Origin of the sequence: Pseudomonas lini, from assembly GCF_001042905.1 — a bacterium.
Classification (GTDB): domain Bacteria; phylum Pseudomonadota; class Gammaproteobacteria; order Pseudomonadales; family Pseudomonadaceae; genus Aquipseudomonas; species Aquipseudomonas lini.
On record NZ_JYLB01000007.1, the window covers coordinates 228,958 to 255,887 of the forward strand.

General features: G+C 59.0%; 22 protein-coding genes, 4 tRNA genes and 1 pseudogene. 20 read left to right on the forward strand and 7 right to left on the reverse strand.

The annotated features are described in order from the left end of the window. Positions 1-33: 33 nt before the first annotated feature. The 6 genes from murJ to ispH all read left to right on the forward strand — a co-directional run bounded on the left by murJ (position 34) and on the right by ispH (position 7,525). A complete protein-coding gene (gene murJ, locus TU81_RS21620) occupies positions 34-1,572 on the forward strand; it encodes a murein biosynthesis integral membrane protein MurJ (protein ID WP_048396482.1) in 1,539 nt (512 codons plus the stop codon). A 129-nt stretch (positions 1,573-1,701) separates the two neighbouring features. After that, the gene (ribF, locus tag TU81_RS21625; RefSeq protein ID WP_038981487.1) at positions 1,702-2,652 is read left to right on the forward strand and encodes a bifunctional riboflavin kinase/FAD synthetase; all 951 of its coding nucleotides are present in this window, start codon (positions 1,702-1,704) and stop codon (positions 2,650-2,652) included. After that, positions 2,653-5,484 carry an isoleucine--tRNA ligase gene (gene ileS / locus TU81_RS21630; RefSeq protein ID WP_038981488.1) on the forward strand — a complete coding sequence of 944 codons (2,832 nt, stop codon included), beginning with the start codon at positions 2,653-2,655 and terminating at the stop codon, positions 5,482-5,484. It begins immediately after the preceding gene. Then, a complete protein-coding gene (gene lspA / locus TU81_RS21635) occupies positions 5,477-5,989 on the forward strand; it encodes a signal peptidase II (RefSeq protein ID WP_038981489.1) in 513 nt (170 codons plus the stop codon). Before ileS ends, lspA begins: the two co-directional genes overlap by 8 nt. 7 nt (positions 5,990-5,996) lie before the next feature. Continuing rightward, positions 5,997-6,434: an FKBP-type peptidyl-prolyl cis-trans isomerase gene (gene fkpB, locus TU81_RS21640; protein ID WP_173667539.1), complete on the forward strand. Its 438-nt coding sequence runs from the start codon at positions 5,997-5,999 to the stop codon at positions 6,432-6,434. Positions 6,435-6,577: 143 nt separating this feature from the next. Continuing rightward, positions 6,578-7,525, forward strand: a complete 948-nt coding sequence (gene ispH, locus TU81_RS21645; protein WP_008008700.1) for a 4-hydroxy-3-methylbut-2-enyl diphosphate reductase — start codon at positions 6,578-6,580, stop codon at positions 7,523-7,525. Here the strand turns inward: ispH and TU81_RS21650 are convergent. Further along, positions 7,494-8,049 (reverse strand): annotated as a pseudogene (locus TU81_RS21650) (GspH/FimT family pseudopilin). The gene ispH and the pseudogene TU81_RS21650 sit on opposite strands and share 32 nt — an antisense overlap. Before the next feature lie 130 nt (positions 8,050-8,179). Here TU81_RS21650 and TU81_RS21655 point away from each other — a divergent pair. The 7 genes from TU81_RS21655 to thiO are packed head-to-tail and all read left to right on the forward strand — an operon-like array spanning position 8,180 to position 14,981. Further along, positions 8,180-8,653, forward strand: coding sequence for a GspH/FimT family pseudopilin (locus TU81_RS21655; protein WP_038981492.1), 474 nt, complete (start codon positions 8,180-8,182; stop codon positions 8,651-8,653). Continuing rightward, a complete protein-coding gene (gene pilV, locus TU81_RS21660; RefSeq protein WP_038981493.1) occupies positions 8,650-9,099 on the forward strand; it encodes a type IV pilus modification protein PilV in 450 nt (149 codons plus the stop codon). Before TU81_RS21655 ends, pilV begins: the two co-directional genes overlap by 4 nt. Further along, complete coding sequence (locus TU81_RS21665; protein WP_038981494.1) at positions 9,096-9,809, forward strand: PilW family protein; 714 nt, start codon at positions 9,096-9,098, stop codon at positions 9,807-9,809. Before pilV ends, TU81_RS21665 begins: the two co-directional genes overlap by 4 nt. 11 nt (positions 9,810-9,820) lie before the next feature. Further along, entirely contained in the window at positions 9,821-10,300 is a 480-nt protein-coding gene (locus TU81_RS21670) for a pilus assembly PilX family protein (protein ID WP_038981495.1), read from the forward strand. After that, positions 10,287-13,409, forward strand: a complete 3,123-nt coding sequence (locus tag TU81_RS21675; protein WP_048396483.1) for a pilus assembly protein — start codon at positions 10,287-10,289, stop codon at positions 13,407-13,409. The genes TU81_RS21670 and TU81_RS21675 overlap by 14 nt, the downstream gene beginning before the upstream one ends. Before the next feature lie 13 nt (positions 13,410-13,422). Beyond that, complete coding sequence (locus tag TU81_RS21680) at positions 13,423-13,824, forward strand: type IV pilin protein (RefSeq protein WP_048396484.1); 402 nt, start codon at positions 13,423-13,425, stop codon at positions 13,822-13,824. 56 nt (positions 13,825-13,880) lie between these two features. After that, positions 13,881-14,981 carry a glycine oxidase ThiO gene (thiO, locus tag TU81_RS21685; protein ID WP_048396485.1) on the forward strand — a complete coding sequence of 367 codons (1,101 nt, stop codon included), beginning with the start codon at positions 13,881-13,883 and terminating at the stop codon, positions 14,979-14,981. 123 nt (positions 14,982-15,104) lie between these two features. Here thiO and TU81_RS21690 read toward each other — a convergent pair whose 3' ends face one another. From TU81_RS21690 to TU81_RS21705, 4 genes are all read right to left on the reverse strand, one after another. Next, entirely contained in the window at positions 15,105-16,445 is a 1,341-nt protein-coding gene (locus TU81_RS21690) for a sigma-54-dependent transcriptional regulator (protein ID WP_048396486.1), read from the reverse strand. 2 nt (positions 16,446-16,447) lie between these two features. Then, the gene (locus TU81_RS21695) at positions 16,448-18,037 is read right to left on the reverse strand and encodes a sensor histidine kinase (RefSeq protein ID WP_038981500.1); all 1,590 of its coding nucleotides are present in this window, start codon (positions 18,035-18,037) and stop codon (positions 16,448-16,450) included. Beyond that, positions 18,027-18,260 (reverse strand): PP0621 family protein, encoded by a 234-nt coding sequence (locus TU81_RS21700; protein WP_038981501.1) that lies wholly within the window; start codon positions 18,258-18,260, stop codon positions 18,027-18,029. Before TU81_RS21700 ends, TU81_RS21695 begins: the two co-directional genes overlap by 11 nt. A 137-nt stretch (positions 18,261-18,397) precedes the next feature. Then, a complete protein-coding gene (locus TU81_RS21705; protein ID WP_038981502.1) occupies positions 18,398-19,420 on the reverse strand; it encodes an outer membrane protein assembly factor BamD in 1,023 nt (340 codons plus the stop codon). A 151-nt stretch (positions 19,421-19,571) separates the two neighbouring features. On the opposite strand from TU81_RS21705, the gene rluD reads away from it, so the two are divergent. From rluD to TU81_RS21740, 7 genes are all read left to right on the forward strand, one after another. After that, positions 19,572-20,534, forward strand: coding sequence for a 23S rRNA pseudouridine(1911/1915/1917) synthase RluD (rluD, locus tag TU81_RS21710; protein ID WP_038981503.1), 963 nt, complete (start codon positions 19,572-19,574; stop codon positions 20,532-20,534). Beyond that, positions 20,531-21,256, forward strand: a complete 726-nt coding sequence (pgeF, locus tag TU81_RS21715; protein WP_048396487.1) for a peptidoglycan editing factor PgeF — start codon at positions 20,531-20,533, stop codon at positions 21,254-21,256. Before rluD ends, pgeF begins: the two co-directional genes overlap by 4 nt. Before the next feature lie 129 nt (positions 21,257-21,385). Further along, positions 21,386-23,950, forward strand: coding sequence for an ATP-dependent chaperone ClpB (clpB, locus tag TU81_RS21720; protein ID WP_048396488.1), 2,565 nt, complete (start codon positions 21,386-21,388; stop codon positions 23,948-23,950). Between the two features lie 301 nt (positions 23,951-24,251). Next, a tRNA-Asn gene (locus TU81_RS21725) sits at positions 24,252-24,327 on the forward strand. A gap of 9 nt (positions 24,328-24,336) precedes the next feature. Beyond that, a tRNA-Pro gene (locus tag TU81_RS21730) sits at positions 24,337-24,413 on the forward strand. 5 nt (positions 24,414-24,418) lie between these two features. Next, positions 24,419-24,494: transfer RNA gene (locus TU81_RS21735), tRNA-Lys, on the forward strand. Positions 24,495-24,589: 95 nt separating this feature from the next. After that, positions 24,590-24,666: transfer RNA gene (locus tag TU81_RS21740), tRNA-Pro, on the forward strand. 106 nt (positions 24,667-24,772) lie between these two features. Here the strand turns inward: TU81_RS21740 and TU81_RS21745 are convergent. Continuing rightward, the gene (locus TU81_RS21745; protein WP_038981506.1) at positions 24,773-25,168 is read right to left on the reverse strand and encodes an HvfA family oxazolone/thioamide-modified RiPP metallophore; all 396 of its coding nucleotides are present in this window, start codon (positions 25,166-25,168) and stop codon (positions 24,773-24,775) included. 315 nt (positions 25,169-25,483) lie between these two features. Further along, complete coding sequence (locus TU81_RS21750) at positions 25,484-26,782, reverse strand: NAD(P)/FAD-dependent oxidoreductase (RefSeq protein WP_048396489.1); 1,299 nt, start codon at positions 26,780-26,782, stop codon at positions 25,484-25,486. Positions 26,783-26,930: the final 148 nt, after the last annotated feature.

Sequence of the window (26,930 nt, forward strand, 5' to 3'; positions counted from 1 at the left end):
CCTGCTGTTTATCGACAGGCAAAAACTCTTTCAATGAATCTGCTCAAATCGTTGGCCGCTGTCAGCTCTATCACGATGCTCTCCCGGGTTTTGGGGTTTGTTCGCGACACCCTTATCGCTCGCGCATTTGGTGCGGGAATGGCGACCGACGCCTTCTTTATCGCCTTCAAACTGCCCAATCTGCTGAGGCGGATCTTCGCCGAGGGAGCATTTTCGCAAGCTTTCGTGCCGATTCTCGCCGAATATAAAAGCCAGAAGGGCGAGGAGGCGACGCGAACCTTCATTGCCTACGTCTCGGGCCTGCTGACGCTGGTGCTGGCGCTGGTCACCGCGTTGGGCATGCTCGCCGCGCCTTGGGTCATCTGGGCCACGGCACCGGGTTTCGTCACTACCCCGGAAAAATTCGAGCTGACCACCGATCTGCTGCGGGTCACTTTTCCTTATATATTGCTGATCTCCCTGTCTTCATTGGCTGGAGCGATCCTCAATACCTGGAACCGTTTCTCGGTCCCGGCCTTCGTGCCGACCCTGCTCAATGTCAGCATGATCATCTTTGCGGTGTTCCTGACGCCGTATTTCGATCCGCCGGTAATGGCGCTGGGCTGGGCCGTTCTGGTGGGTGGCCTGGCGCAATTGCTGTTTCAGCTGCCGCACCTGAAGAAAATCGGCATGCTGGTGCTGCCGCGCCTGAATCTGCGCGATAGCGGCGTCTGGCGGGTCATGAAACAGATGCTGCCAGCGATCATCGGCGTTTCGGTGAGTCAGATTTCGCTGATCATCAACACCATATTTGCGTCGTTTCTGGTGGCGGGTTCCGTTTCCTGGATGTATTACGCCGATCGCCTGATGGAATTGCCATCCGGTGTGCTGGGTGTGGCTCTGGGCACGATTCTGCTGCCGACGCTGGCCAGGACTTATGCCAGCCAGGATCGCCACGAATACTCGCGGATCCTCGATTGGGGGCTGCGTCTGTGCTTCATGCTGGTATTGCCGTGCGCCCTGGCGCTGGGGATTCTGGCTGAGCCGTTGACGGTTTCGCTGTTCCAGTACGGTCAGTTCAGCGCTTTCGATGCGGCCATGACCCAGCGCGCGCTGATTGCTTATTCCGTCGGCTTGCTGGGGATTATCGTGATCAAAGTGTTGGCGCCGGGCTTTTATGCGCAACAAAACATCCGCACCCCGGTAAAAATCGCGATTTTCACCCTGATCGTCACTCAGCTGTTCAACCTGGTTCTGATTGGTCCGCTGGCTCATGCCGGTCTGGCCCTGGCCATCAGCGCGGGCGCCTGCATCAATGCCGGGCTGCTGTTTTATCAGCTGCGCAAGCAGCAGATGTATCAGCCGCAACCGGGCTGGGCAAAGTTCGGGCTCAAACTGCTGGTGGCGGTGGCGGTGATGTCCGCGGTATTGCTGGGCGCAATGCACTTCATGCCGGCCTGGGTGGAAGGGCATATGCTGGAGCGTTTGCTGCGTCTGGGCGCATTGGTAATCGCCGGCGTGGTGGTCTATTTCGGCATGTTGCTGTTGATGGGCTTCCGTTTGCGCGACTTCAATCGCAAAGCGTTGAGCTGAGGCTTTTGTCTCGATAAACACGGGCGAGCCGGCGGTTTTGTCGGCTCGATCACTTTGGGTTACGGTGTTGCCTGTCGTCGGCCGCCGGGTGTGGTTATAATCGACCACTTTATGAGCAAGAAGCGCGTTATGCAGCTGGTTCGAGGCCTCCACAACCTGCGCCCCCAGCATCGGGGCTGTGTCGCCACTATTGGCAACTTTGACGGTGTTCACCGTGGTCACCAGGCTATCCTGGCCCGGCTGCGTGAGCGTGCGCTCGAGTTGGGCGTGCCCAGCTGCGTGGTGATTTTTGAGCCGCAGCCGCGAGAATTTTTCGCCCCGGACACCGCCCCGGCCCGTCTGGCCCGCCTGCGGGACAAACTGCAGTTGCTGGCCGTGGAAGGTGTCGACCGGGTGCTGTGCCTGGCTTTCAATCAGCGCCTGAGCAAGCTCAGCGCCAGCGAATTCGTCGATACCATTCTGGTGGATGGCCTCGGCGTGCAGCATCTGGAAGTCGGCGACGATTTCCGTTTCGGCTGTGACCGGCTAGGGGATTTCGATTTCCTGCAACAGGCTGGCGTCCTTCAGGGGTTTACCGTCGAAGCGGCGCAGACCGTCGAGCTGGACGGCATTCGTGTCAGCAGCACTCAGGTGCGTAACGCCTTGGCGGCTGCGGATTTTGCCTTGGCCGAGCGGCTGCTCGGTCGTCCGTACCGGATTGCCGGGCGAGTCCTGCATGGCCAGAAGCTGGCGCGCCAGCTCGGTACGCCGACCGCCAACATACAACTCAAGCGTCGTCGTGTGCCGCTGTCCGGGGTTTTTCTGGTCAACGTCGACATCGACGGCAAGACCTGGCCAGGCGTCGCCAATATCGGCGTGCGGCCAACGGTCCAAGGTGATGGCAAAGCCCACCTCGAAGTACATCTTTTAGATTTTGCCGGCGATCTGTATGACCGGCGTTTGACGGTGGTTTTCCACCACAAGCTGCGTGAAGAGCAGCGTTTCGCCTCTCTGGAGGCGCTTAAGACGGCGATCAATGCGGATGTCGCCGCCGCCCGTGCCCTGTCGCACCTAGCGCCAATCGCTAATGAAGAGCCTTAAATGACCGACTATAAAGCCACGCTAAACCTTCCGGACACCGCCTTCCCAATGAAGGCCGGCCTGCCTCAGCGCGAACCGCAGATTCTGCAGCGCTGGGACAGCATTGGCCTGTACGGTAAGTTGCGCGAGATTGGCAAGGATCGTCCGAAGTTCGTACTTCACGACGGTCCTCCGTACGCCAACGGCACGATTCACATCGGTCATGCGCTGAACAAGATTCTCAAGGACATGATCATCCGCTCGAAAACCCTGTCGGGTTTCGACGCGCCTTATGTTCCGGGCTGGGACTGCCACGGTCTGCCGATCGAGCACAAAGTCGAAGTGACCCACGGCAAGAACCTGGGCGCGGACAAGACCCGCGAACTGTGCCGTGCCTACGCGACAGAGCAAATCGAAGGTCAGAAGTCCGAATTCATCCGTCTGGGCGTGTTGGGCGACTTCGCCAACCCGTACAAGACAATGGACTTCAAAAACGAGGCCGGTGAAATCCGCGCCCTGGCGGAAATCGTCAAGGGTGGCTTCGTGTTCAAGGGCCTGAAGCCTGTGAACTGGTGCTTTGACTGTGGTTCGGCCCTGGCTGAAGCGGAAGTCGAGTACGAGAACAAAAAATCCGCGACCATCGACGTGGCGTTCCCGATCGCTGACGAAGCCAAACTGGCTGCCGCGTTCGGTCTGCCGTCGCTGGGCAAACCTGCCTCGATCGTGATCTGGACCACCACCCCGTGGACCATCCCGGCCAACCAGGCTTTGAACGTTCACCCGGAATTCAACTACGCACTGGTCGACGTCGGCGACAAACTGCTGGTGCTGGCTGAAGAGCTGGTCGAGTCGTGTCTGGCCCGCTACAGCCTGGAAGGCTCGGTCATTGCGACCACCACCGGTAAAGAACTGGAACTGATCAACTTCCGTCACCCGTTCTACGATCGTCTGTCGCCGGTTTACCTGGCCGAATACGTCGAACTGGGCGCGGGCACCGGCGTGGTTCACTCCTCGCCAGCCTACGGCGTAGACGACTTCGTGACCTGCAAAGCCTATGGCATGGTCAACGACGACATCCTCAATCCGGTGCAAAGCAACGGCGTGTACGCGACGTCGCTGGAATTCTTCGGCGGCCAGTTTATCTGGAAGGCCAACCCGGCCATCGTCGACAAACTGTCGGAAGTCGGCGCGCTGCTGCACACCGAAACCATTGAACACAGCTACATGCATTGCTGGCGTCACAAGACTCCGCTGATCTACCGCGCCACCGCGCAGTGGTTCATCGGCATGGACAAAGAGCCTGCGACTGGCGAAACCCTGCGCAAGCGGGCGATCAAAGCCATCGAAGAGACCAAGTTCGTTCCGGCCTGGGGCCAGGCGCGTCTGCACTCGATGATCGCCAACCGTCCTGACTGGTGCATCTCCCGTCAGCGCAACTGGGGCGTGCCGATCCCGTTCTTCCTGAACAAGGAAAGCGGCGAGCTGCACCCACGCACCGTCGAGCTGATGGAAATCGTCGCCCAGCGCGTCGAAGTCGAAGGCATCGAAGCCTGGTTCAAGATGGACGCCGCCGAGTTGCTCGGTGAAGACGCGCCGCTGTACGACAAGATCAGCGATACCCTGGACGTCTGGTTCGACTCGGGCACCACGCACTGGCACGTCCTGCGCGGTTCGCACTCGATGGGCCACGAGACCGGTCCACGCGCCGACCTGTACCTGGAAGGTTCGGACCAACACCGCGGCTGGTTCCACTCGTCGTTGCTGACTGGTTGCGCCATCGACAACCACGCGCCATACCGCGAACTGCTGACTCACGGCTTCACCGTCGATGAGTCCGGTCGCAAGATGTCCAAGTCTTTGGGCAACGTGATCGCACCGCAGAAGGTCAACGACACCTTGGGCGCCGATATCATGCGTCTGTGGGTCGCCTCTACCGACTACTCGGGTGAAATGGCGGTTTCCGAGCAGATCCTGCAACGCAGTGCGGACGCCTACCGGCGGATCCGTAACACCGCGCGCTTCCTGCTCTCCAACCTGACCGGCTTCAACCCGGCCACCGACATCCTGCCGGCCGAAGAAATGCTGGCGCTGGACCGTTGGGCCGTGGACCGCACCCTGCTGCTGCAACGCGAGCTGCAAGAGCACTACGGTGAATACCGCTTCTGGAACGTCTACTCCAAGATCCACAACTTCTGCGTGCAGGAGCTGGGCGGTTTCTACCTCGACATCATCAAGGACCGTCAGTACACCACTGGCGCCAACAGCAAGGCCCGTCGTTCGGCGCAAACCGCGCTGTACCACATCAGCGAAGCGCTGGTGCGCTGGATCGCGCCGATCCTGGCGTTCACCGCCGACGAGCTGTGGCAGTACCTGCCGGGCGAGCGTAACGAGTCTGTGATGCTCAACACCTGGTACGAAGGCCTGACCGAATTGCCGGAAGGCTTCGAGCTGGACCGCGCCTACTGGGAGCGGATCATGGCGGTGAAGGTGGCGGTCAACAAGGAAATGGAGATCCAGCGCGCGGCGAAGGCCGTCGGTGGCAACCTGCAAGCCGAAGTGACGCTGTTCGCCGAAGACGCGCTGAGCGCCGACCTGGCCAAGCTGAGCAACGAACTGCGCTTCGTGTTGATCACCTCGACTGCCACCGTTGCGCCGTTCGTTCAGGCGCCGGGCGATGCCGTAGTCACCGAAGTTGGCGGTTTGAAACTGCAAGTGGTCAAGTCGAGCCATGCCAAGTGCGCCCGTTGCTGGCACTGTCGTGAAGACGTCGGCGTGAACCCGGAGCATCCGGAAATCTGCGGTCGTTGCGTAGACAACATCAGCGGCGCTGGCGAGGTTCGTCACTATGCCTAACGCCGTTGGCCGTTTCGGACGGCTGAGCTGGCTCTGGTTGAGTTTGCTGGTCCTGGTCATCGACCAGGCCAGCAAGTTCTACTTCGAAGGCTCGCTGAGCATGTACCAGCAAATCGTGGTGATCCCCGATTACTTCAGCTGGACCCTGGCCTACAACACCGGCGCGGCGTTCAGTTTCCTGGCTGACAGCTCGGGCTGGCAGCGCTGGCTGTTCGCCCTGATCGCAGTGGTGGTCAGTGCGGTGCTGGTGATCTGGCTCAAGCGCCTGGGGCGCAACGAAACCTGGCTGGCAGTCGCCTTGGCGCTGGTGCTGGGTGGCGCGTTGGGTAACCTGTACGACCGCATTGCCCTGGGCCATGTGATCGATTTCATTCTGGTGCATTGGCAGAATCGCTGGTATTTCCCGGCGTTCAACTTTGCCGACAGCGCAATTTCTGTCGGTGCCGTGATGCTTGCACTGGATATGTTCAAAAGTAAAAAGACCGGAGAAACCGTTCATGACTGAACAGGTATTGGCTGAGCAACGCATCGGCCAGAACACGGAAGTCACCTTGCACTTTGCATTGCGTCTGGAGAACGGCGACACCGTCGACAGTACCTTCGACAAAGCCCCGGCGACCTTCAAGGTTGGCGACGGCAGCCTGTTGCCAGGTTTCGAAGCAGCGCTGTTCGGCTTCAAGGCCGGCGACAAACGCACCCTGACCATCGAGCCGGAAAACGCCTTTGGTCAGCCGAACCCGCAAAACGTGCAGATCATCCCGCGTTCGCAGTTCAAGGATATGGAACTGTCGCCTGGCTTGCTGGTGATCTTCAACGATGCGGCCAATACTGAGCTGCCCGGTGTGGTGAAAGAATTCGATGACGCTGAGGTGACCATCGACTTCAATCACCCGCTGGCCGGTAAAACCTTGACCTTTGACGTCGAGATCTTCAACGTCAAAGCGCTGTAATACTGTAGGAGCAGAGCTTGCTCGCGAAGACGTCATCACATTCAGCATCAATGTTGACTGGCACACCGCCTTCGCGAGCAAGCTCTGCTCCTACAGGGATTGCAATGATCTAACTTCCCTGCGCGCAAGACACGAGGCACAGCATGCAAATCAAACTCGCCAACCCCCGTGGCTTCTGCGCCGGTGTGGACCGGGCGATCGAAATCGTCAACCGCGCCCTGGAAGTCTTCGGGCCGCCGATCTACGTGCGCCACGAAGTGGTCCACAATAAATTCGTCGTCGAAGACCTGCGCGCCCGTGGGGCGATCTTCGTCGAAGAGCTGGATCAGGTGCCGGACGACGTGATCGTGATCTTCAGCGCCCATGGCGTTTCCCAGGCCGTGCGTACTGAAGCCGCTGGCCGTGGCCTGAAGGTGTTCGACGCGACCTGCCCGCTGGTGACCAAGGTGCACATCGAAGTCGCGCGTTACAGCCGCGACGGCCGTGAATGCATCCTCATCGGCCACGCCGGTCACCCGGAAGTCGAAGGCACCATGGGCCAGTACGATGGCAGTAATGGTGGCGCGATCTATCTGGTCGAGGACGAGAAAGACGTCGCCGCGTTGCAGGTGAATAACCCTGAAAGACTGGCCTTCGTCACCCAGACCACCCTGTCCATGGACGATACCAGTCGCGTGATCGATGCCCTGCGTACTCGATTCCCAGCGATCGGCGGTCCGCGCAAGGACGACATCTGCTACGCCACGCAAAACCGTCAGGATGCCGTCAAGCAACTGGCAGACGAATGCGATGTGGTGTTGGTGGTCGGCAGCCCGAACAGCTCCAACTCCAATCGCCTGCGTGAACTGGCTGAACGCATGGCCACCCCGGCCTATCTGATCGACGGCGCCGAAGACCTGCAAAAGAGCTGGTTCGACGGTGTCGAGCGAATTGGCATCACTGCCGGTGCCTCCGCTCCGGAAGTACTGGTTCGTGGCGTAATCCAGCAATTGCAGGCTTGGGGCGCCACCGGGGCCGATGAACTGGCCGGCCGCGAGGAGAACATCACCTTCTCCATGCCTAAAGAGCTGCGCGTGCGCTCCTTGCTTTAACGTTTTTCCCCTGGACACAGCGTCTGCTCGGCCTGATGGCTGCGCAGGCTGACGCGGCCGGTCCGGGCCAGCACCACCTGGAGCTGACTCACCGGCTCGCGGCTTGCGCAAATGTGCAATGTTCCCGCTTGAAAGGCCCGTCCGGGCATCAGTGGTTCGCCCAGACTGCTGAAACGCACGAAACGCCTGACCGCCCAATTGCCGACAATCGGCAACCGGGTGTTGCTCGCGTGCTCAACCAGCAGCGGATTGCTGCTGTCCTCCGGGCCCTTGCCGCTGATATCCAGAATGATCCGCCAGCCCTGACCCCAGTCGCCGTTGATGCCGTGTATCACAACACTCTGATTGCGTGTGATAGCAGCGGTTCTGGCATTGCGCATACCACTGACAATCGCCTGCGCCGCCTGCTTCCGATGGTTCGATTCTGTGAATGCAGCGAACGCCGGGCTGACCAGTTGCAGAACAATCCCGACAATTGTCAGTCCCATGAGCAGTTCGATCAGGCTGAAACCTTGCTGATGCATGTCATTTCCTTCCCTGGAATGCTGCGGCCCGCACGATCCTGCGCGAGTAATGGCAAAACAACCGTACATCCGCCGGTCGAATGTTCTAGCGTGTAGAAGCAGGTATAGCCGACGGCAACGGAGGGCACCGATGGATCATCGTACAAAAGGTTTCACGCTGATTGAGCTGCTGATCGCGCTCGCCGTGTTTCTGATCCTGATCACCTTGGCCGTTCCGGCGTTTACCCGCTCGGTGCAGAACACTAAAGCCGACACCGAGATCGGCGACCTGCAACGTGCGCTCAACTATGCGCGGCTTGAGGCGATCGACCGGGGCATTACCACCCGGGTTCGCCCGACAGCAGGCGGGAGTGTCTGGACCGGCGATCTGACCGTTTATGACGGTACCGGCAACCCGGCCAATGTATTGCGGGTTGTTCCAGCGATGAGCAGTGGTGCAACTCTGACGCTAACCTCAGGAGTGACCGCTATTGATTTCAACAATCTGGGCGGCTTGTCGGCACCGTCCACGGCAGTCGTGATCAGTTATGTACTGGGGGCGCAGAGCCGGACGCTGAATGTGTGTTTGAACGGACGAATTCTATTGGGTGGAAGTTGCGGATGAGGGGTTGGAGCAAGCGCGCACAGGAGGGCATGACGCTGATCGAGGTACTGGTCGCGTTGTTGGTTCTGGCTGTGGGGTTGTTGGGCGCGGCGGCGATTCAGCTCAATGCGCTGAAGTACACCGATAGCTCGCGGATGACCAGTCAGGCGAGTTTTATCGCCTACGACATGATGGACCGCATACGCGCCAACTCCGGCGCCGATTACACCGTTACGCCGCCGTCCTCGGGGAACCTGAGCGTGGCCCGGGATCAGGACCTTTACGACTTCACCAGCAACATCGTCAATTTCGGCGGCGCTACGGCGACTGGCAGCATCACCCGCAACCAGCGGGTGTACACCATCACCATTACCTGGGACGACTCACGAGCCGCCAATACCGCCGACTCGCGCCGCAGTTTCGTCCTCACCAGTCGCGCCACCGTTGACCCGGCGACGACACCATGATCAAAGCCAACAGAGGTTTCGGCCTGATCGAGTTGCTGATCGCTCTGGCCTTGAGTCTGGTAGTGATTCTGGGCGTGGCGCAGATTTTCATCGCTGCTAAAAACACCTATATCAGCCAGAGCACTGCCGCCGGCATGCAAGAAGATGCACGGTTTGTTCTGAGCAAAATGATTCAGGAAATCCGCATGGTCGGCATGTTCGGTTGCCTGGGCACGATTACCGACGAAAGCTCGGCAGGGAGTTTCAATGCCAGTCAGCTCACGCCGATCAGTTGGGACAATGCCAACCTCAAATTAACGCTTGTTACTGCCGATGTCGGCGGCAGTGGCGGTGCGCCAACCTGGACCGTAGTTTCGGACTGCCGCAACGACGCCACGGCCTACACCGGACTACGAACGCCGACGTCTGGGCAATTGGCATTTCCGATCCGGCGATTGATCTACAGCTTCAGCAACAATCAGCTGCTGATGGGCTCCGGTGCCGGCACGCCGACGCAGCAGGTGCTGGTGAACAATGTCAGTGCCTTCAATGTGAGCTTCGGCCTCGCCAGTTCGGCCACAGATACGGCCGCCTCCAGCTACAGCAGCAACCCATCTGACCCGGCACGAATCCGCAGTGTGCGACTGACGCTGACGCTGACCGACCCGAACAACCGGGTACGCGAACAAACCTTCAACGTGGTTGCCGCCTTGCGCAACCGGTTGCCATGAGGGGAGGGCCGATGAGTATTGCTCCCGTGACCCCTCGCGCCCAGCGCGGCATGGCGCTGTTGGTCAGCCTGGTGTTTCTTCTGGTGCTGACCTTGATCGGCCTTTCGTCGATGCAGAGCGCGACGTTGCAGGAAAAAATGGCCGGCAGCGTGATCCTGCGCAACCAGTCGTTCCAGGGCGCAGAAGCGGCGTTGCGTGTCGGCGAAAGCGCGGTGCAACTGAACACCTATTCATTACCGGTTTGCAGCGGTACCAACCAATGTGCGCCGCCGGCCGAAGCGTCGGTCATTACCGCCGCCGGGTTCAATTCCACCTCGGGGGTGACATGGATCGCCTCCGGCAGCGGCTTTTACGGGGTGCAGAACATCGGCACCACCCTGACGGCCGTGAACGTACCGAGCAACACGTCGGCAACGCTTTACCGGGTGACCGCCGTGGGCATCGCGGGCAATTCGCGCAGTGTGGTGGAGAGTATCTATGCGAAGTACTGAGACCCGCACAGGCTGGCGTCGTGGGTTGTTGCAGTTGTTCTGCGGCGCGGCGTTGAGCCTTTATCTGGCAGCGCCGGCTTACGCCTTCACGCCCTCGGACTCGCCGCTGTTGAACGCCGCCGCCGTGGCCCCCAATGTGATGCTGTTACTCGATGACTCGAAAAGCATGAACAGCATTATCTGGGCGGCAGGATTTGACCCGACGGTTGCACGCACTCCCGTGACTATTTGCCTTTCCAACGGTACGTGCAAGAAAGGCCGCGAGCTTGACATGACCGATACCAATATTGCGTTGTCGAGTTTGACGCGAGGAACATGCGATAGAGACGGATGGTACGGTTTTTATAAGAACAGCGTTTCCGATCAGGATTCGCTTTGCCTCAAGCTTCCCGATCCGGTGGGCCGCGAGAACACTCTCTACACCGCGAATTACCTGTCTTATCTGATAAGCCAGGCCAATAATTCCGACCGGGATTTCACTGATGGTTCGATTCCCAATGATTACCGGATGAATGTGGCGCGCAACGTCTCCAAGACGTTAGTGACCAGCAACCGTTCGCTACGTATCGGCCTTGCGACATTCAATCTGGCCGTCGGCAATCATAAGAATGACGGCGGTTACATCGTCCGTTCAGTCAGTGATTTGTCGGCAGTCAGCGGCAGCGTGACTCAGGCTCAGGCTGATACCCATTACAACGAATTGATCGCCGGAATCGATGAATTGAGCGCCGAGGCCAATACACCGCTGGCTGAAGCCTATTATGAGATCACCCGCTATTTCCGGGGGATGACGCCTTACAACAACTCGACGCCCACCACCTACACCAGTCCGATTCAGTATCGTTGCCAGAGAAATTACGGGGTGGTAATCACTGGAGGTTTGCCGACCTACGACGCAACCTTTCCGACCGACGATCCGCTGGGTGGCAGTGCGTTACCGAACTGGGACGGTATCAGCAGTAACGATGGCGCCAACCGCTTCGGCGACGATGAGGGCGATACCCTGTTTCTGGATGACATCGCCAAGTTTTCCTTTGACATCGACATGCGCTCCACGGGGACCGATGCCGGGGGCAAAAGCTGGAATGCCCTGGATTTTCCCAGACAAAACATGAATACCTACACCGTGGGTTTCACTGCAGCGAACCAGATGTTGGCGGACGCTGCGATCTACGGACAGGGAAGGTACTACCAGGCGATTGATGGCACGGGACTGAACAGTGCACTGTCTGCGGCTTTGAGCGACATCACCTCCAAGGCCGGATCAGGTGGCAGCGGCGTTGCCAGCGGCACGACCCTGACCAGCAACTCAGCCTACTTCCAGACCACCTACGACCCCAAGGACTGGCGGGGCACCATCAAGTCCTTTGGCTTCACAGCGGCGGGCGCGGTTAACACGGCCGCAGTGCTATGGACGACCGATACCACGATCGTGCCCGGTGCTACCGCGCCGACCTACCAGTCCTGGAATACCCTGACCAACGCTGCTGTCACCCTGGCTTACAGCAATTTTTCCCCGGCCCAGCAGACCTCCCTCAGCCAGAGCCTGCCCACCGGCATCACCGGCAGCGATCTGGTGGAGTGGAGCAAGGGCACCAACAAAACCGGGTTGAAAGCGCGCAGTGTCTTGCTCGGCGACATCATCAATTCGCCCCTGGTTCTGGCCGCACCTACGGACCAAACCGCCTCCGATCTGGTGGGCGACACCAGCTACAGCACCTACCTGGCCACCAAAGCCGCCAACATGAATGCCAGCCTGGTGGTGAACGCCAACGACGGTTTTGTAAACGTCATCAACTCGACCAACGGTGTCAGACGCTACGGCTATATGCCCTCCAATGTGCTGCCATCATTGCACTACATCGCTGACCCCACTTACATCAACGGTGTAAGCCACAAGTTTTTGGTCGACGGTCAGGTCGGTGTGTTCGATGCTCAACTTGATAGCGCCTGGAAAACCCTGGCGATTGGCGGAACAGGGGCGGGCGGCAAAACGTTCTATGCGCTGCAATTGTTCGACGCATCGGCCGGTAACGTGACCAGGGCGTTATGGGAAATCAGTGCGCCGGCCACGGCCGATGCGGCGAACGTTTTCAATGATCTGGGTTATGCCTATGCGCGTCCCGAAGTGGCACGCTTGGCCGATGGTCGCTGGGCGGCGTTCATTTCCAACGGTTATGGCAGTCACTCCGGAGTGGCAGCGCTGTATGTGGTGGATATCCGCGATGGCTCGCTGATCAAGAAAATCGTGGCCGACAGTACGGTAACCACCAACGGTTTGTCGTCGGTGAAGCTCAGGGTCGACTCGCAGAATGTGGTGCAGGCCGCCTATGGGGGCGATCTGAAAGGGCGGTTGTGGAAGTTCGATTTGAGTGGCACGACCACGGACACCTGGGGCGTAGCGTTTTCCGGCAAGCCGTTGTTCACCACAGCAGGCGGTGCAACCCAACCGATCACTGTGCAGCCGCTGCTCGCCGATCACGCATCGGGAGGTAAGCAAGTGTTGTTCGGTACCGGCAAATTAAATGAGGCTGCCGACAAGACCAACAAGGATCTCCAAGCGTTCTACGCAGTATGGGATGCAGAAGGAGGCGCGGGTCAAATCACGGTGTCCAGCTTGCAGGCGCAGGCGTTGACCGGCGTGTTTTCGGGCAGCACCGGGCAATTCATCACCACTAGCCAGAACGAGGTGACCTACCCGGCAAAGAAAGGCTGGTACTTGCCCTTGGTGTACAACAACGTGCTGACGGGTGAGCGGGTGATCAATCAGGCCAATCTGGTGTCGGGGCGAATCGTGTTTACCACGGCCAGTGTGGATACCACTGACCCTTGCGCCAGCTTCGGCACCGGCAAACTGGTCGAACTCGATGCGTTCAGCGGTAAGATGCTCAATTACGCGGTGCTCGACACCAATGCCGATGGGGTGGTCGACAGCACTGACACGATTTCCAGCGGGGTGATCTTCACTGGTGGTATCCCGACCCTGAACGCGGTCGTCAATGACGCAACCCGCAAGATTGTGAACGACTCCGGTGGTGGCGTGACCACTCTGGTGGAAAAATCTGGCGGCGGCAGCGGCCGTCGCATCATGTGGCGACAAATACAGTAAGTGAGAGTGAGGCATGCGCAGATCCAACCGAGGTTTTACCCTGATCGAAATCATGATCGTGATTGCGATCATCGGGATCGTCATCACCATTGGCTACCCGAGCCTCACCGAGTACGTAAAAAAGGGTCGCCGCACTGAAGTGGCCGGGCTGCTTTCCGAGCAGGCACAGATACTCGAGCGTTTTTATTCGAAGAATAATGTCTACACCAATGCCATCGGTCTGAGCGCCGGCAATGATTTCTACACGATCACCCCGACCCTGACTGATCAGACCTTTCTGCTGACGGCAACACGCAAGGCCGGATCGAGCATGGCGAGCGACAAGTGTGGTGATTTCACGCTCACCAACACGGGCGTCAGAAGCATGGTCAATGCGACGGCCGGCCAGACCACCAAGAGTTGCTGGGGTCGCTGAGTTTATTTTTCGGGCGCCCTTTACGCCCTCTGTCTATTGAACGGTTGGATCAGAACATGAGCAGGCAACAGCAAGTGGTGATTGTCGGCGGCGGGGTGATTGGCCTGCTGACGGCGTTCAATCTCGCGTCCGAAGTACAGAGCGTCGTGCTGCTGGACCGCTCGAATGTCGGCCAGGAGTCGTCCTGGGCCGGTGGCGGGATCGTCTCGCCCCTCTACCCGTGGCGCTACAGTCCGGCGGTCACTGCGCTGGCTCATTGGTCCCAGGATTTTTATCCACAGCTGGCGGAACGTTTGTTCGCCGCCACCGGTGTCGATCCTGAAGTTCACACCACCGGGTTGTACTGGCTGGACCTGGATGACGAGGCCGAAGCGCTCGCCTGGGCCAAACGGGAAAATCGTCCGCTGCGGGCTGTGGATATCTCTGCGGCACACGATGCGGTGCCGGTGTTGGGCACCGGTTTTTCGCGGGCGATCTACATGGCCGATGTGGCCAATGTGCGCAATCCACGATTGGTGAAGTCCCTCAAGGCCGCCTTGCTGGCGCTGCCGAACGTGACGATTCATGAGCAGTGCGAGGTCAGCGGGTTTATCCGTGAAGGCGCTGCGGTGGTCGGGGTACAGACTTCGATGGGTACCATTGCGGGTGATCAGGTGGTTTTGACGGCCGGGGCCTGGAGCGGTGACTTGCTGAAAAGCCTGGGCCTGGAGCTGCCGGTCGAGCCGGTCAAAGGCCAGATGATTCTCTACAAGTGCGCGGCGGACTTCCTTCCGAGCATGGTCCTGGCCAAGGGGCGTTATGCCATTCCTCGGCGCGACGGGCACATTCTGATCGGCAGTACGCTGGAGCATCAAGGCTTCGACAAAACGCCAACCGACACGGCGCTGGAAAGCCTGAAGGCCTCGGCGGTGGAATTGATTCCGGAGCTGGCGGATGCCGAGGTGGTGGGGCATTGGGCCGGGTTGCGGCCGGGGTCGCCGGAAGGGATTCCCTATATTGGCCGGGTGCCGGGATTTGACGGGCTCTGGCTCAACTGCGGGCATTACCGCAATGGATTGGTGCTGGCACCGGCGTCGTGTCAGTTGTTTGCGGATGTGATGCTGGGTAGGGCGCCGATTATCGATCCTGCGCCGTATGCACCAGTCGGACGAATCTGACAGAAGATCAAAAGATCGCAGCCTTCGGCAGCTCCTACATTGAATTATGTTTGACCGCGATATCGATATGGCGGCGAACACCGAATCTGTAGGAGCTGCCGAAGGCTGCGATCTTTTAACGGTTCAATCCAACCCCAATTTCTTGAGCCTGTAACGCATCGACCGAAACGACAGATTCAACCGCTGAGCCGCCGCTGTGCGGTTCCAGCGGGTTTCTTCCAGGGCCTGGAGGATGAGTTTGCGTTCGACGTTTTCCAGATAGGCTTCCAGGTTGTCGATTTGCGTCAGGTCCGGTACGTCGCCGTCCGGGTTGCAGTTACCTTCGGCCAGCCGCAGGTCGCTGGCTTCGATTTGTTTGTTCTCGCACAAGGTGTGCGCCCGCTCAAGCATGTTCTCCAATTCCCGCACGTTTCCTGGAAAACGATAGCTTTTCAGTGCGTCGAGGGCTTGCGGCTGGAGTTTTGCAACGGGTTGGCCAGTGCCGGTCGCCAGTCGCTTGAGCATATTGTTGGCCAGGAGCTCAATGTCGTCGCGGCGTTCGCGCAAGGGCGGCACCCGAAGCTCGATCACGTTCAGACGGTAGTACAAGTCCTGGCGAAAGCGTTCGGCGGCGACTTCGGTATCGAGGTCTTTGTGGGTGGCGCAGAGTATGCGCACATCGACCACGGTTTCCTGCTGCCCACCGATGCTGCGCACGGCTTTCTCTTGAATGGCCCGCAATAGTTTGACCTGCATCGCCAGCGGCAGGTCTGCCACCTCATCGAGGAACAAAGTGCCGCCCTGGGCGGCCTGGAACAGCCCGGGTTTGTCTTCGATGGCGCCACTGAAACTGCCTTTGCGATGGCCGAAAAATTCGCTTTCCATCAATTCCGACGGGATAGCCCCACAGTTCACCGGGACGAACGGTCGGCTGGCGCGGGGGCCTTGATCGTGGATCAGTCGGGCGACCAGCTCCTTGCCGCTGCCGGACTCGCCGCTGATGTACACCGGGGCCTGGCTGCGCGCCAGTTTGTCGATTTGTTTGCGCAGGCTGCGCATCGGCAGGGAGTCGCCCAGTAGCCGACGGTCGATGGCGCTGATGGCACCGCCTGGTGCCGGCAGACTCAAGGCGCTGGTGACCAGTTCGCGCAGGCGGGTGAGGTCGACCGGTTTGGTCAGAAAATCGAAGGCGCCAGCCTTGAGGGCGTTGATTGCCGTTTCCAGGCTGCCGTACGCGGTAATCATCGCCACTGGCACTTGCGCATAGCGCTGCTGGATGTGCTGCACCAGCGCCAGGCCGGTGCCGTCGGGCAGGCGCATGTCGGTCAGGCACAGGTCGAACGTCTCCCGTGCCAGCAGCGCCTGTGCTTCTGCAAGGTTGCGGGCACTGAAGGTGTCGAGTTTCATCCGTCCCAGGGTTATTTCCAGGAGTTCGCGGATATCCGGCTCATCGTCGACGATCAGGATTTTTTGCCGTGGGCTCATGTTCAACTTTGTTTCCGTCCGTGAGCAAAGGTGATGCGAAAGCAGCCGCCGCCTTGGCGTGGTTTGAAGTCTAGGCGGGCCTGATTGCTTTCGCACAGCTCACGGGACAGATAAAGCCCCAGGCCAGTACCCTGGCTGCTGGTGGTGAAAAACGGTTCGAACAAGTGCGAGCGCTGGTCCGGCGCCACGCCGGGGCCATCGTCCAGGACTTCAAGGGTCGGCAAATGGCTGTCCGGGTCGACAAACAGTTCGAGCCAGACCTGCGCCTGATCGTGGTTCAGGGCGCTATGGCGCCAGGCATTGCGCAGCAGATTGTCGAGAATCTGGGTCAGCTGATTCGGATCCATCAGGGTTTTGAAGTTTCCCGAGCCGATGCGCAGGTGAATCTGCTGATGCTCGGTCGCCCCTTCGCGGGTTTCGGCGACGAAATGCTCCAGCCACGGCTTCAAATCAAGCCGTTGCGGCACGGTTTGCTGGCGACGGGACAGTTGCAGGACGTTTTCAATTACCCGATTCATTCGTTGAGAGTGGTCTTGAATAATCTGCGTCAGACGCCGATCCGCGCCGTTCAGTTCCTCGGATTCCTGCAGTAACTGCGCGGCATGACTAATGGCGCCTAGTGGATTGCGGATCTCATGAGCAATACCGGCAGTCAGGCGGCCAAGAGCGGCGAGTTTCAGTTGCTGGGCCTGTTGGGCGATTTGGGCAAGGTCTTCGAGAAAAACCAGCGTCTGGTGGTGCGGGCTTTGGTCCAGGGCAATGAAGCTCGGTTGCAGCTCTAGGCCATTGCTGGCGATTTTCAGGCTTTGCGGGCGCAAAGTCGGATTGTTGAACCACAGTTGGAGCCGCTCGACCAATGGCATCGAATAGTCGTCGATCAACTGGCCACCCAGCTTTTCCTGCCCCAGCAAGGTCAAGGCGCTGTGATTGGCCAGTTGCACACGCCGTTGGTCGTCGAGCACCAGAATGCCCGTGCGCATGCGTTGCAGGATCAGTGCGTTGAGGGCTTCGAGGCTGAGCACTTCGCTGGCCCGCTGCTCGGCCAGGGTTTCGCTGACTTCCAGCCTTCGGATCAAGCCTTGCACCAGCAATGCTGCGGCAAAACACAGGGCGCCGAGAGTGCCGATTTGCAGGTAATCGTTGGGGCTGGTGGGGTGGCTGAAGCTCAGAAGGAAGCTCAAACCCACGATGCCGAGGGCGCCAACTGCCGCAATCAGCAGTCCGATGCGCCCGCGCAGCAGGGTATTGCTGATGACCACCGACACGATCAACAGGTTGCCGATGGCGCTGGGCATGCCGCCAGCGGCATAGAACAGGCCGCATAGCAGCAGGACATCGACCAGCGCCAGGCTGAACAACTGCGCCGGGCGCCGGGTGTTTCCCTGAAAGACCACCAGCAGGATATTCAGCACCAGGTACAACCAGCTGCCGTTACGCAGCAAGTCGTCATTGGCGAACGTCAGCAACTGGTTGTCCATGTTGCTGGAGATCAACAGCACCAAGGTGATGCCGATGCTTAAACGGTAGAGGTGATAGAGGCGCAGCAGTCGCTGGGCCTGTTTGTTGCCGGGACTGGACGTCTCAGCGATCACTGGAACCCGGGCCTTGCTCAAGGTGAGCCTGGCTGCAATACCACTGTTGTTCGAGTTTCAGCGCGCGGTCGCGGGGCAGGTGTACGCCGCAATGGGCACAGCGGACCATGGGGGGAGCATCTTGCTCTCGCGGTGTGTTGGCGCCCGAAGCCGGGGCCTTGAACTTGCGCCAGAGCCATACCGCAGCGGCAATCAGGGCGATCCAGAACAATAAACGAAGCATGGTGAGCTGCTTTTTGACTAATGAATTGGCAGTTTAGCCAAGGACGGAGCAGGCGCACAGCGCAATACGCTCACCCCTGAAATGCAGTAATAAAAAAGGCGCCTCAAAAGGCGCCTTCTTGGCACAACACCCCAGCGTCAGTCGAACACGCCGAAGGTCATGTAGCTGAACCACGAGCGATCGGCGTTGTTGGCTTCGGACTCGTGTTCCTCTTCTTCGATCACATCGCCGTTTTCATCTTTAGGCTTGAGCTCGTTCGGAATCGAGTCCTTGGCATCCTGGAACTGCCTCTGCACGTCCTGGTTGGCGCGGGTTTCACCCGGCGGCAGCGGCGGACGGGATTCGATCAGGCCCAAGGTGGCCTTGCTCAGCCACGAACGGTTGTCGGCTTCGTCCTTTGAGGGCACGAACTGACCGTCCACCAGACTTGGGTGGTTCGGGTAGTTGAGCTTCAGGGTTTCGAGGCTGGTCGCGGCCAGTTCGTCCAGGTGCAGACGCTGGTAGGCTTCAGTCATCACCGCCAGGCCGTCACCGACCGAAGGGGTTTCCTGGAAGTTTTCCACCACATAACGACCACGGTTCGCGGCGGCGACATAGGCCTGACGGGTCAGGTAATAGTCGGCAACGTGAATCTCGTAGGAAGCCAGCAGGTTACGCAGGTAGATCATGCGCTGCTTGGCGTCCGGCGAGTAGCGGCTGTTCGGGAAGCGGCTGGTCAGTTGCGCGAACTCGTTGTAGGAGTCGCGAGCAGCGCCCGGGTCACGCTTGGTCATGTCCAGCGGCAGGAAGCGCGCCAGCAGGCCGACGTCCTGGTCGAAAGAGGTCAGGCCCTTGAGGTAGTAGGCGTAATCCACGTTCGGGTGCTGCGGGTGCAGACGAATGAAACGCTCGGCGGCGGACTTCGCAGCCTCAGGCTCGGCATTCTTGTAGTTGGCGTAGATGAGCTCGAGTTGAGCCTGATCGGCGTAGCGACCGAACGGATAACGCGACTCCAGCGCCTTCAGCTTGGCTGTGGCGGCGGTGTAGCTATTGTTGTCCAGATCGTGCTGAGCCTGCTGGTACAGCTCGACTTCGCTCAGGTTTTCGTCTACGACTTCCTTCGATGAGCAAGCAGCGGTCAATGCGAGGATGGCGATCAGCAGCAGGTGTTTCACTTGCATGGCGGCTTGCGTCCCTATGACGGCCGCTGTCTTGGGCGGGGCCGTCCTGTTATGATGAGTGCCCCGTTGAAAAGCCTCGGGGCAAAAGACGCCGTATTTAACCACAAGCGCGCAGCCGAAACCAAAGGCTGTGCCGACGCCTAGTCTGAGCATGTCCGATAAAATTGAACTTCGCGCAGAGGTGCCGTCCGAATTGGGCGGCCAACGCCTCGATCAAGTCGCCGCACAATTATTCGCTGAGCACTCGCGCTCGCGCCTTTCCGCCTGGATCAAAGACGGCCGCCTGACTGTGGATGGGGCGGTTATCCGCCCGCGAGACATCGTTCACGGTGGCGCCATTCTTGAGCTGACTGCCGAGCAGGAAGCTCAGGGCGAATGGATCGCTCAAGACATCGAGCTGGACATCGTCTATGAAGACGACGACATCCTGGTGATCAACAAGCCTGCAGGCCTGGTGGTGCATCCGGCTGCCGGTCACGCTGACGGCACCTTGCTCAACGCCTTGCTGCACCACGTGCCGGACATTATCAATGTGCCCCGCGCCGGTATCGTGCATCGCCTGGACAAGGACACCACCGGTCTGATGGTGGTGGCCAAGACCATTCAGGCCCAGACACAGCTTGTCACGCAATTGCAGAGCCGCAGCGTAAGCCGGATCTACGAGTGCATCGTGATCGGTGTGGTGACAGCCGGCGGCAAGATCAACGCGCCAATCGGTCGCCATGGCCAGCAACGCCAGCGCATGGCCGTGATGGAAGGTGGCAAGCAAGCCGTCAGCCATTATCGCGTGCTCGAGCGTTTCCGCTCCCACACTCACGTGCGGGTGAAGCTGGAAACCGGTCGTACGCACCAGATTCGCGTGCACATGGCGCACATCAACTACCCGTTGGTCGGAGACCCTGCCTATGGCGGTCGTTTCCGAATTCCGCCGGCCGCCAGTGTGACCATGGTCGAATCCTTGAAGAATTTCCCGCGTCAGGCGCTGCATGCGCGCTTCCTGGAGCTGGATCATCCGACCACCGGTAAACGCATGAGCTGGGAATCGCCACTGCCGGATGACTTTGTCTGGTTGCTGACGCTGCTCAAGCAAGATCGTGAGGCGTTCATCGGATGAGTGACTGGCTGATTCCCGACTGGCCTGCGCCTGCCGGGGTGAAAGCCTGCGTCACCACCCGTGCGGGCGGCGTCAGTCTGGCGCCGTTCGACAGCCTCAACCTGGGCGATCATGTCGACGACAGCCCCGAAGCTGTCGCCGAAAACCGCCGTCGTCTCACCGATCATTTCTCTATTCAACCGGCCTGGTTAAAGCAGGTTCACGGCATTGTCGTGGCCCAAGCGGACCCAAGCCTGGTAGTTACTGCCGACGCCAGCTGGACGGCAACACCCGGTATCGCCTGCACCGCGATGACCGCCGACTGCCTTCCGGCACTGTTTTGCGACCGTGCCGGCACCCGCGTCGCTGCCGCCCATGCCGGTTGGCGCGGGTTGGCGGCGGGTGTGCTGGAAGCGACCCTCGACAGTCTGGCCGTGCCGCCTGAAGACGTGCTGGTCTGGCTTGGCCCGGCCATTGGCCCACAAGCTTTTGAAGTCGGCCCTGAAGTGCGCGAAACCTTCGTCCAGCAATTGCCTGAAGCCGCCAAAGCCTTTGTGCCGAACCAGAATGCCGGCAAGTTCATGGCCGACATCTATGAGCTGGCGCGTTTGCGTCTGGCCGCTCGCGGCGTTACCGCTGTTTATGGTGGCGGTTTCTGCACCGTGACCGATCCACGTTTCTTTTCTTACCGCCGTAGCCCACGCACCGGTCGGTTTGCCTCTTTAGTCTGGCTTGAACGCTAGACTTCTCTGATCTACATCAACTGTACGACGCTTGAATCTCCCAGAATCGACCGCATCTATAGCGGTATCTGGCAGGTTTCTTCATTCAGGATGTTTATAGGTCCGGCCTGCTCAAAAGGAAGGTGACCCATGCGTATAGACCGTTTAACCAGCAAGTTGCAGTTAGCCTTGTCCGACGCCCAATCCCTGGCCGTCGGCCTCGATCATCCTGCCATTGAGCCGGCGCATTTGATGCAGGCCATGCTTGAGCAGCAGGGTGGTTCGATCAAACCCCTGCTGATGCAGGTGGGTTTTGACGTCAACAGCCTGCGTAAAGAGCTGACCAAAGCCCTCGATCAGCTGCCGAAAATCCAGAACCCGACCGGCGATGTGAATATGTCGCAGGATCTGGCGCGCCTGCTCAACCAGGCCGATCGCCTGGCCCAGCAGAAGGGCGACCAGTTCATCTCCAGCGAACTGGTGTTGCTCGCCGCCATGGACGAGAACAGCAAGCTCGGCAAATTGTTGCTGGGCCAGGGCGTGAGCAAGAAAGCCCTGGAAAACGCGATCAATAACCTGCGCGGTGGTGAGGCAGTCAATGATGCCAACCACGAAGAATCGCGTCAGGCGCTCGACAAATACACCATCGACCTGACCAAGCGTGCTGAAGAAGGCAAGCTCGATCCGGTAATTGGCCGTGACGACGAAATTCGTCGCACCATTCAGGTCCTGCAACGCCGCACCAAGAACAACCCGGTGCTGATCGGTGAGCCTGGCGTGGGTAAAACCGCCATCGCCGAAGGCCTGGCCCAGCGCATCATCAACGGCGAAGTGCCGGATGGTCTGAGAGGCAAGCGTCTATTGTCCCTGGACATGGGGGCGCTGATTGCCGGTGCCAAATACCGCGGCGAGTTTGAAGAGCGCCTCAAATCCCTGCTCAATGAACTGTCGAAGCAGGAAGGGCAGATCATTCTGTTCATCGACGAACTGCACACCATGGTTGGCGCTGGCAAGGGCGAAGGCTCGATGGATGCCGGCAACATGCTCAAGCCTGCGTTGGCCCGTGGTGAACTGCATTGCGTGGGCGCGACCACGCTCAACGAGTATCGCCAATATATAGAGAAGGACGCGGCTCTCGAGCGGCGCTTCCAGAAAGTATTGGTGGATGAGCCGAGCGAAGAAGACACCATCGCCATCCTGCGTGGCTTGAAAGAGCGTTACGAGGTTCACCATAAGGTGGCGATCACCGACGGCGCGATCATCGCCGCGGCCAAGCTCAGTCATCGCTACATCACCGACCGTCAGCTGCCGGACAAAGCCATTGACCTGATCGACGAAGCCGCCAGCCGCATCCGTATGGAGATCGACTCCAAGCCGGAAGTGCTGGACCGTCTGGAACGTCGCTTGATTCAGTTGAAGGTGGAATCCCAGGCGCTGAAGAAAGAAAGCGACGACGCGGCGAAGAAACGTCTGGAAAAACTGCAGGAAGAAATCGTTCGTCACGAGCGTGAATACTCGGATCTCGAAGAAATCTGGAACTCGGAAAAAGCCGAAGTCCAGGGTTCGGCACAGATCCAGCAGAAGATCGAACAGTCCCGTCAGGAACTGGAAGCCGCGCGCCGTAAGGGCGACTTGAACCGCATGGCCGAGTTGCAATACGGGGTGATCCCGGACCTAGAGCGCAGCCTGCAAATGGTCGATCAGCACGGTAAAAGCGAAAACCAGTTGCTGCGCAGCAAGGTGACTGAAGAAGAGATCGCCGAAGTCGTGTCGAAGTGGACCGGCATTCCTGTGTCGAAAATGCTCGAGGGCGAGCGCGAAAAACTGATGAAGATGGAAAGCCTGTTGCACCAGCGTGTGATCGGTCAGGACGAAGCGGTGATCGCCGTTTCCAACGCCGTGCGGCGTTCCCGCGCCGGGTTGTCCGACCCGAATCGCCCGAGCGGTTCGTTCATGTTTCTCGGCCCGACCGGTGTCGGTAAAACCGAGCTGTGCAAGGCGCTGGCCGAATTCCTGTTCGATACCGAAGAGGCGATGGTGCGGATCGACATGTCCGAGTTCATGGAGAAACATTCCGTGGCTCGACTGATCGGCGCGCCACCGGGCTACGTGGGTTATGAAGAGGGCGGTTACCTGACCGAGGCGGTGCGTCGCAAGCCTTATTCGGTGATCCTTCTGGACGAGGTCGAGAAGGCCCACCCGGATGTATTCAACATTTTGCTGCAAGTGCTTGAAGATGGCCGTTTGACCGACAGCCATGGCCGCACGGTGGATTTCAAAAATACCGTGATCGTCATGACCTCCAACCTTGGATCGGTGCAGATTCAGGAACTGGTAGGGGATCGTGAAGCGCAGCGCGCGGCGGTGATGGATGCGATTTCCACGCACTTCCGGCCGGAGTTCATCAACCGGGTCGACGAAGTGGTGATTTTCGAACCGCTGGCTCGGGATCAGATCGCCGGTATTACCGAGATCCAGTTGGGACGCCTGCGTAGCCGCCTGACGGAGCGCGAGCTGAAGCTTGAGCTGAGTCCGGAAGCGATGGATAAGCTGATCGCTGTCGGTTACGACCCGGTCTATGGCGCACGGCCGCTCAAACGAGCAATCCAGCGCTGGATCGAGAACCCGCTGGCGCAGCTGATTCTGTCGGGTCGCTTCATGCCCGGCGATACCGCCAAAGGTGTCGTGGAAAACGACGAAATCGTTTTCGTCTGACGCTCGGCGGCAGTGCAATAAAAGAAGGCCTCGCATCGCGAGGCCTTTTTTTCGCCAGGCTGTTGAACTCAAAGGAAAAGGCTTGTAAAGTGCGCCCCGCAGTAAGTCGCCCTGAAGGGTTTTTGCTCCCCAAGCAGGAATCTGAAATAAGTTGCAAATCATTAACTTGAAAGCAATTTAGGGGGTTGACAGAGGTGCTTAAGATTGTAGAATAGCGCGCCTCAGACACACGAACGCAGCGATGCGAACGGGTCGAAGAGAACGCAGTAAAGCTTCACTGTTGTAAATTGAAATATGTAGTTCCGTGATAGCTCAGTCGGTAGAGCAAATGACTGTTAATCATTGGGTCCCAGGTTCGAGTCCTGGTCACGGAGCCAATTTCAAACCGGGGTATAGCGCAGTCCGGTAGCGCGCCTGCTTTGGGAGCAGGATGTCAGGAGTTCGAATCCCCTTACCCCGACCATTTTTGGGTCGTTAGCTCAGTTGGTAGAGCAGTTGGCTTTTAACCAATTGGTCGTAGGTTCGAATCCCACACGACCCACCATTTTTGAAACCAGTTAGCGCTGGAATCGAATCTTAAGATCAGAGGCCAAAAGCGCTGATCGAAGAAGGCGCCTTTAAAAGGTGCCTTTTTTTTACCGGGGTATAGCGCAGTCCGGTAGCGCGCCTGCTTTGGGAGCAGGATGTCAGGAGTTCGAATCCCCTTACCCCGACCATATTAAAAATCCTCGTATCGAAAGATACGGGGATTTTTTTTGTCTGCTGCAAATGCAAAAAAGCCCCGCTTCTCGATGGAGAGGCAGGGCTTGGGCCTTCAGAGGCTTAACTATTGTCTTTCAAGTGCTCGAACAAGCCCTTCGGCATTTTTTTGCCATTGGCTTCGTAGTTGGTTTTCACGTTATCAAAAGCCTCTTGTTCATCGATTTGGCCATCATGGTTGGTGTCGATCTTGTCGAAGTCAGCCTTGGGTGCCACTTTCAGGAATTCCGCGCGGGATACCTTGCCATCGTCGTCGGTGTCGGTCTTGGCCATCGAGGCATCGCCGCACTTGCCTTCGCCACATTTACCTTCCGGCGTCTTCACGACCTGTTCCGCCGAGGCCAGCAGGTAGCCTTGAGTCAACGGCTGCGAAGCGAATACGGAACCGGACAACATCATGCCACCGGCCAGGACAGCGCCGAGCAGGCCAACGGTGTTTTTGCTGAGAGTACGGGACATTACAAATCTCCTGGGTTGCACGACACAACCGCTCGATAAAGGACGCCACGTGAATGCGGCGATGGCCGAAGCAGGCGGTGCCTTGCTCGGGTGTGGCCATTTAGCGGGCGTGGTGTATCGCTACTGTGTCGCGCAAGGGGGGCTTTGTAAGCGAAGGGCTGAATCGGGGGAAGGGATACAGTAAGACACAGATTTACGGCTGATGAAGAACAAATGTGGGAGCGGGCTTGCTCGCGAAGGCGGTGTAACAGGCAACATTAATGTTGAATGTTATGGCCTCTTCGCGAGCAAGCCCGCTCCCACAATGGATGTGTGTTAATGCAGCTTCAGCCGCGGCTCAGTCCCGCGACCAATCTTGCTACCCAGCATCAACATCGCCGTACGAAATGCGCCATACAGCGCCATCTGGTGCATGCGATACAGCGACACGTAAAACATCCGTGCCAGCCAGCCCTCGAGCATCACGCTGCCGGTCAGGTTGCCCATCAAGTTACCCACAGCCGAAAAACGCGACAGCGAAATCAGCGAACCGTAATCGGTGTATTTGTATTCCGGCAGGGCTTTGCCTTCGATCCGCAGTTTCAGCGATTTGGCCAGCAACGATGCCTGCTGGTGCGCAGCCTGGGCGCGCGGCGGCACATTGCGGTCGGTGCCCGGTTGTGGGCAGGCCGCACAGTCACCGAAGGCGAAGATGTTCTCATCGCGGGTGGTTTGCAGGGTCGGCAACACTTGCAGCTGATTGATGCGGTTGGTTTCCAGGCCATCGATGTCCTTGAGGAAACCCGGCGCACGAATCCCGGCGGCCCAGACTTTGAGGCTGGCGCTGATCACTTTGCCATCGGCGGTTATCAGGCTGTCTGCCGTCACTTCGCTGACTGCAGCATTGGTCATCACGTTGACCCCGAGTTTCTCCAGGGTTTTATGCACAGGCCCGCCGATTCGTTCCGGCAGGGCTGGCAGCACTCGCGGCCCGGCTTCGATCAGAGTGATGTGCATGTTTTCCGGTTTGATCCGGTCCAGGCCGTAGGCCGCGAGTTCATGGGCTGCGTTGTGCAGTTCCGCTGCCAGTTCAACCCCGGTGGCACCGGCGCCGACGATGGCCACGCTGATCTGCTGCACTGCATCAGTTTGCCCGGCGTGGGCGCGCAGGTAGTGATTGAGCAGTTGCTGATGGAAGCGCTCGGCCTGTTTGCGGGTGTCGAGGAACAGGCAGTGTTGCGCCGCGCCCTGCGTGCCGAAATCGTTGGTGGTGCTGCCGACGGCAATCACCAGCGAGTCGTAAGGCACTTCACGCGCTGGCACCAGTTCCAGACCGGCTTCGTCGTAGGTGGCGGCCAGCTGGATTTTCTTCTGTGCGCGATCGAGCCCGCTCATGCGCCCCAGCTGGAACTCGAAGTGGTTCCATTTTGCCTGGGCAACATAGTTGAGTTCGTCTTCGGAAGAGTTCAGGGAACCTGCCGCCACTTCGTGCAACAGCGGTTTCCAGATGTGGGTCAGGTTCGCGTCGACCAGCATCACACTGGCCGTGCCGCGCTTGCCCAGAGTCTTACCCAGACGGGTAGCCAACTCCAGACCGCCGGCGCCGCCGCCAACGATGACAATACGATGAGTCATGGGGATATCTCGCAAGGCTAAAAGAAATCGGTGCAATTACCCGAGCGAGCATGAGGGTCTGTTGACGTTTGATGACGACCGCGACGGATGCCCACGTGGTGCAGGGCAAGGCGCGAGGAACGTGGTTTGGTTGTTCCAAATGAGTTCC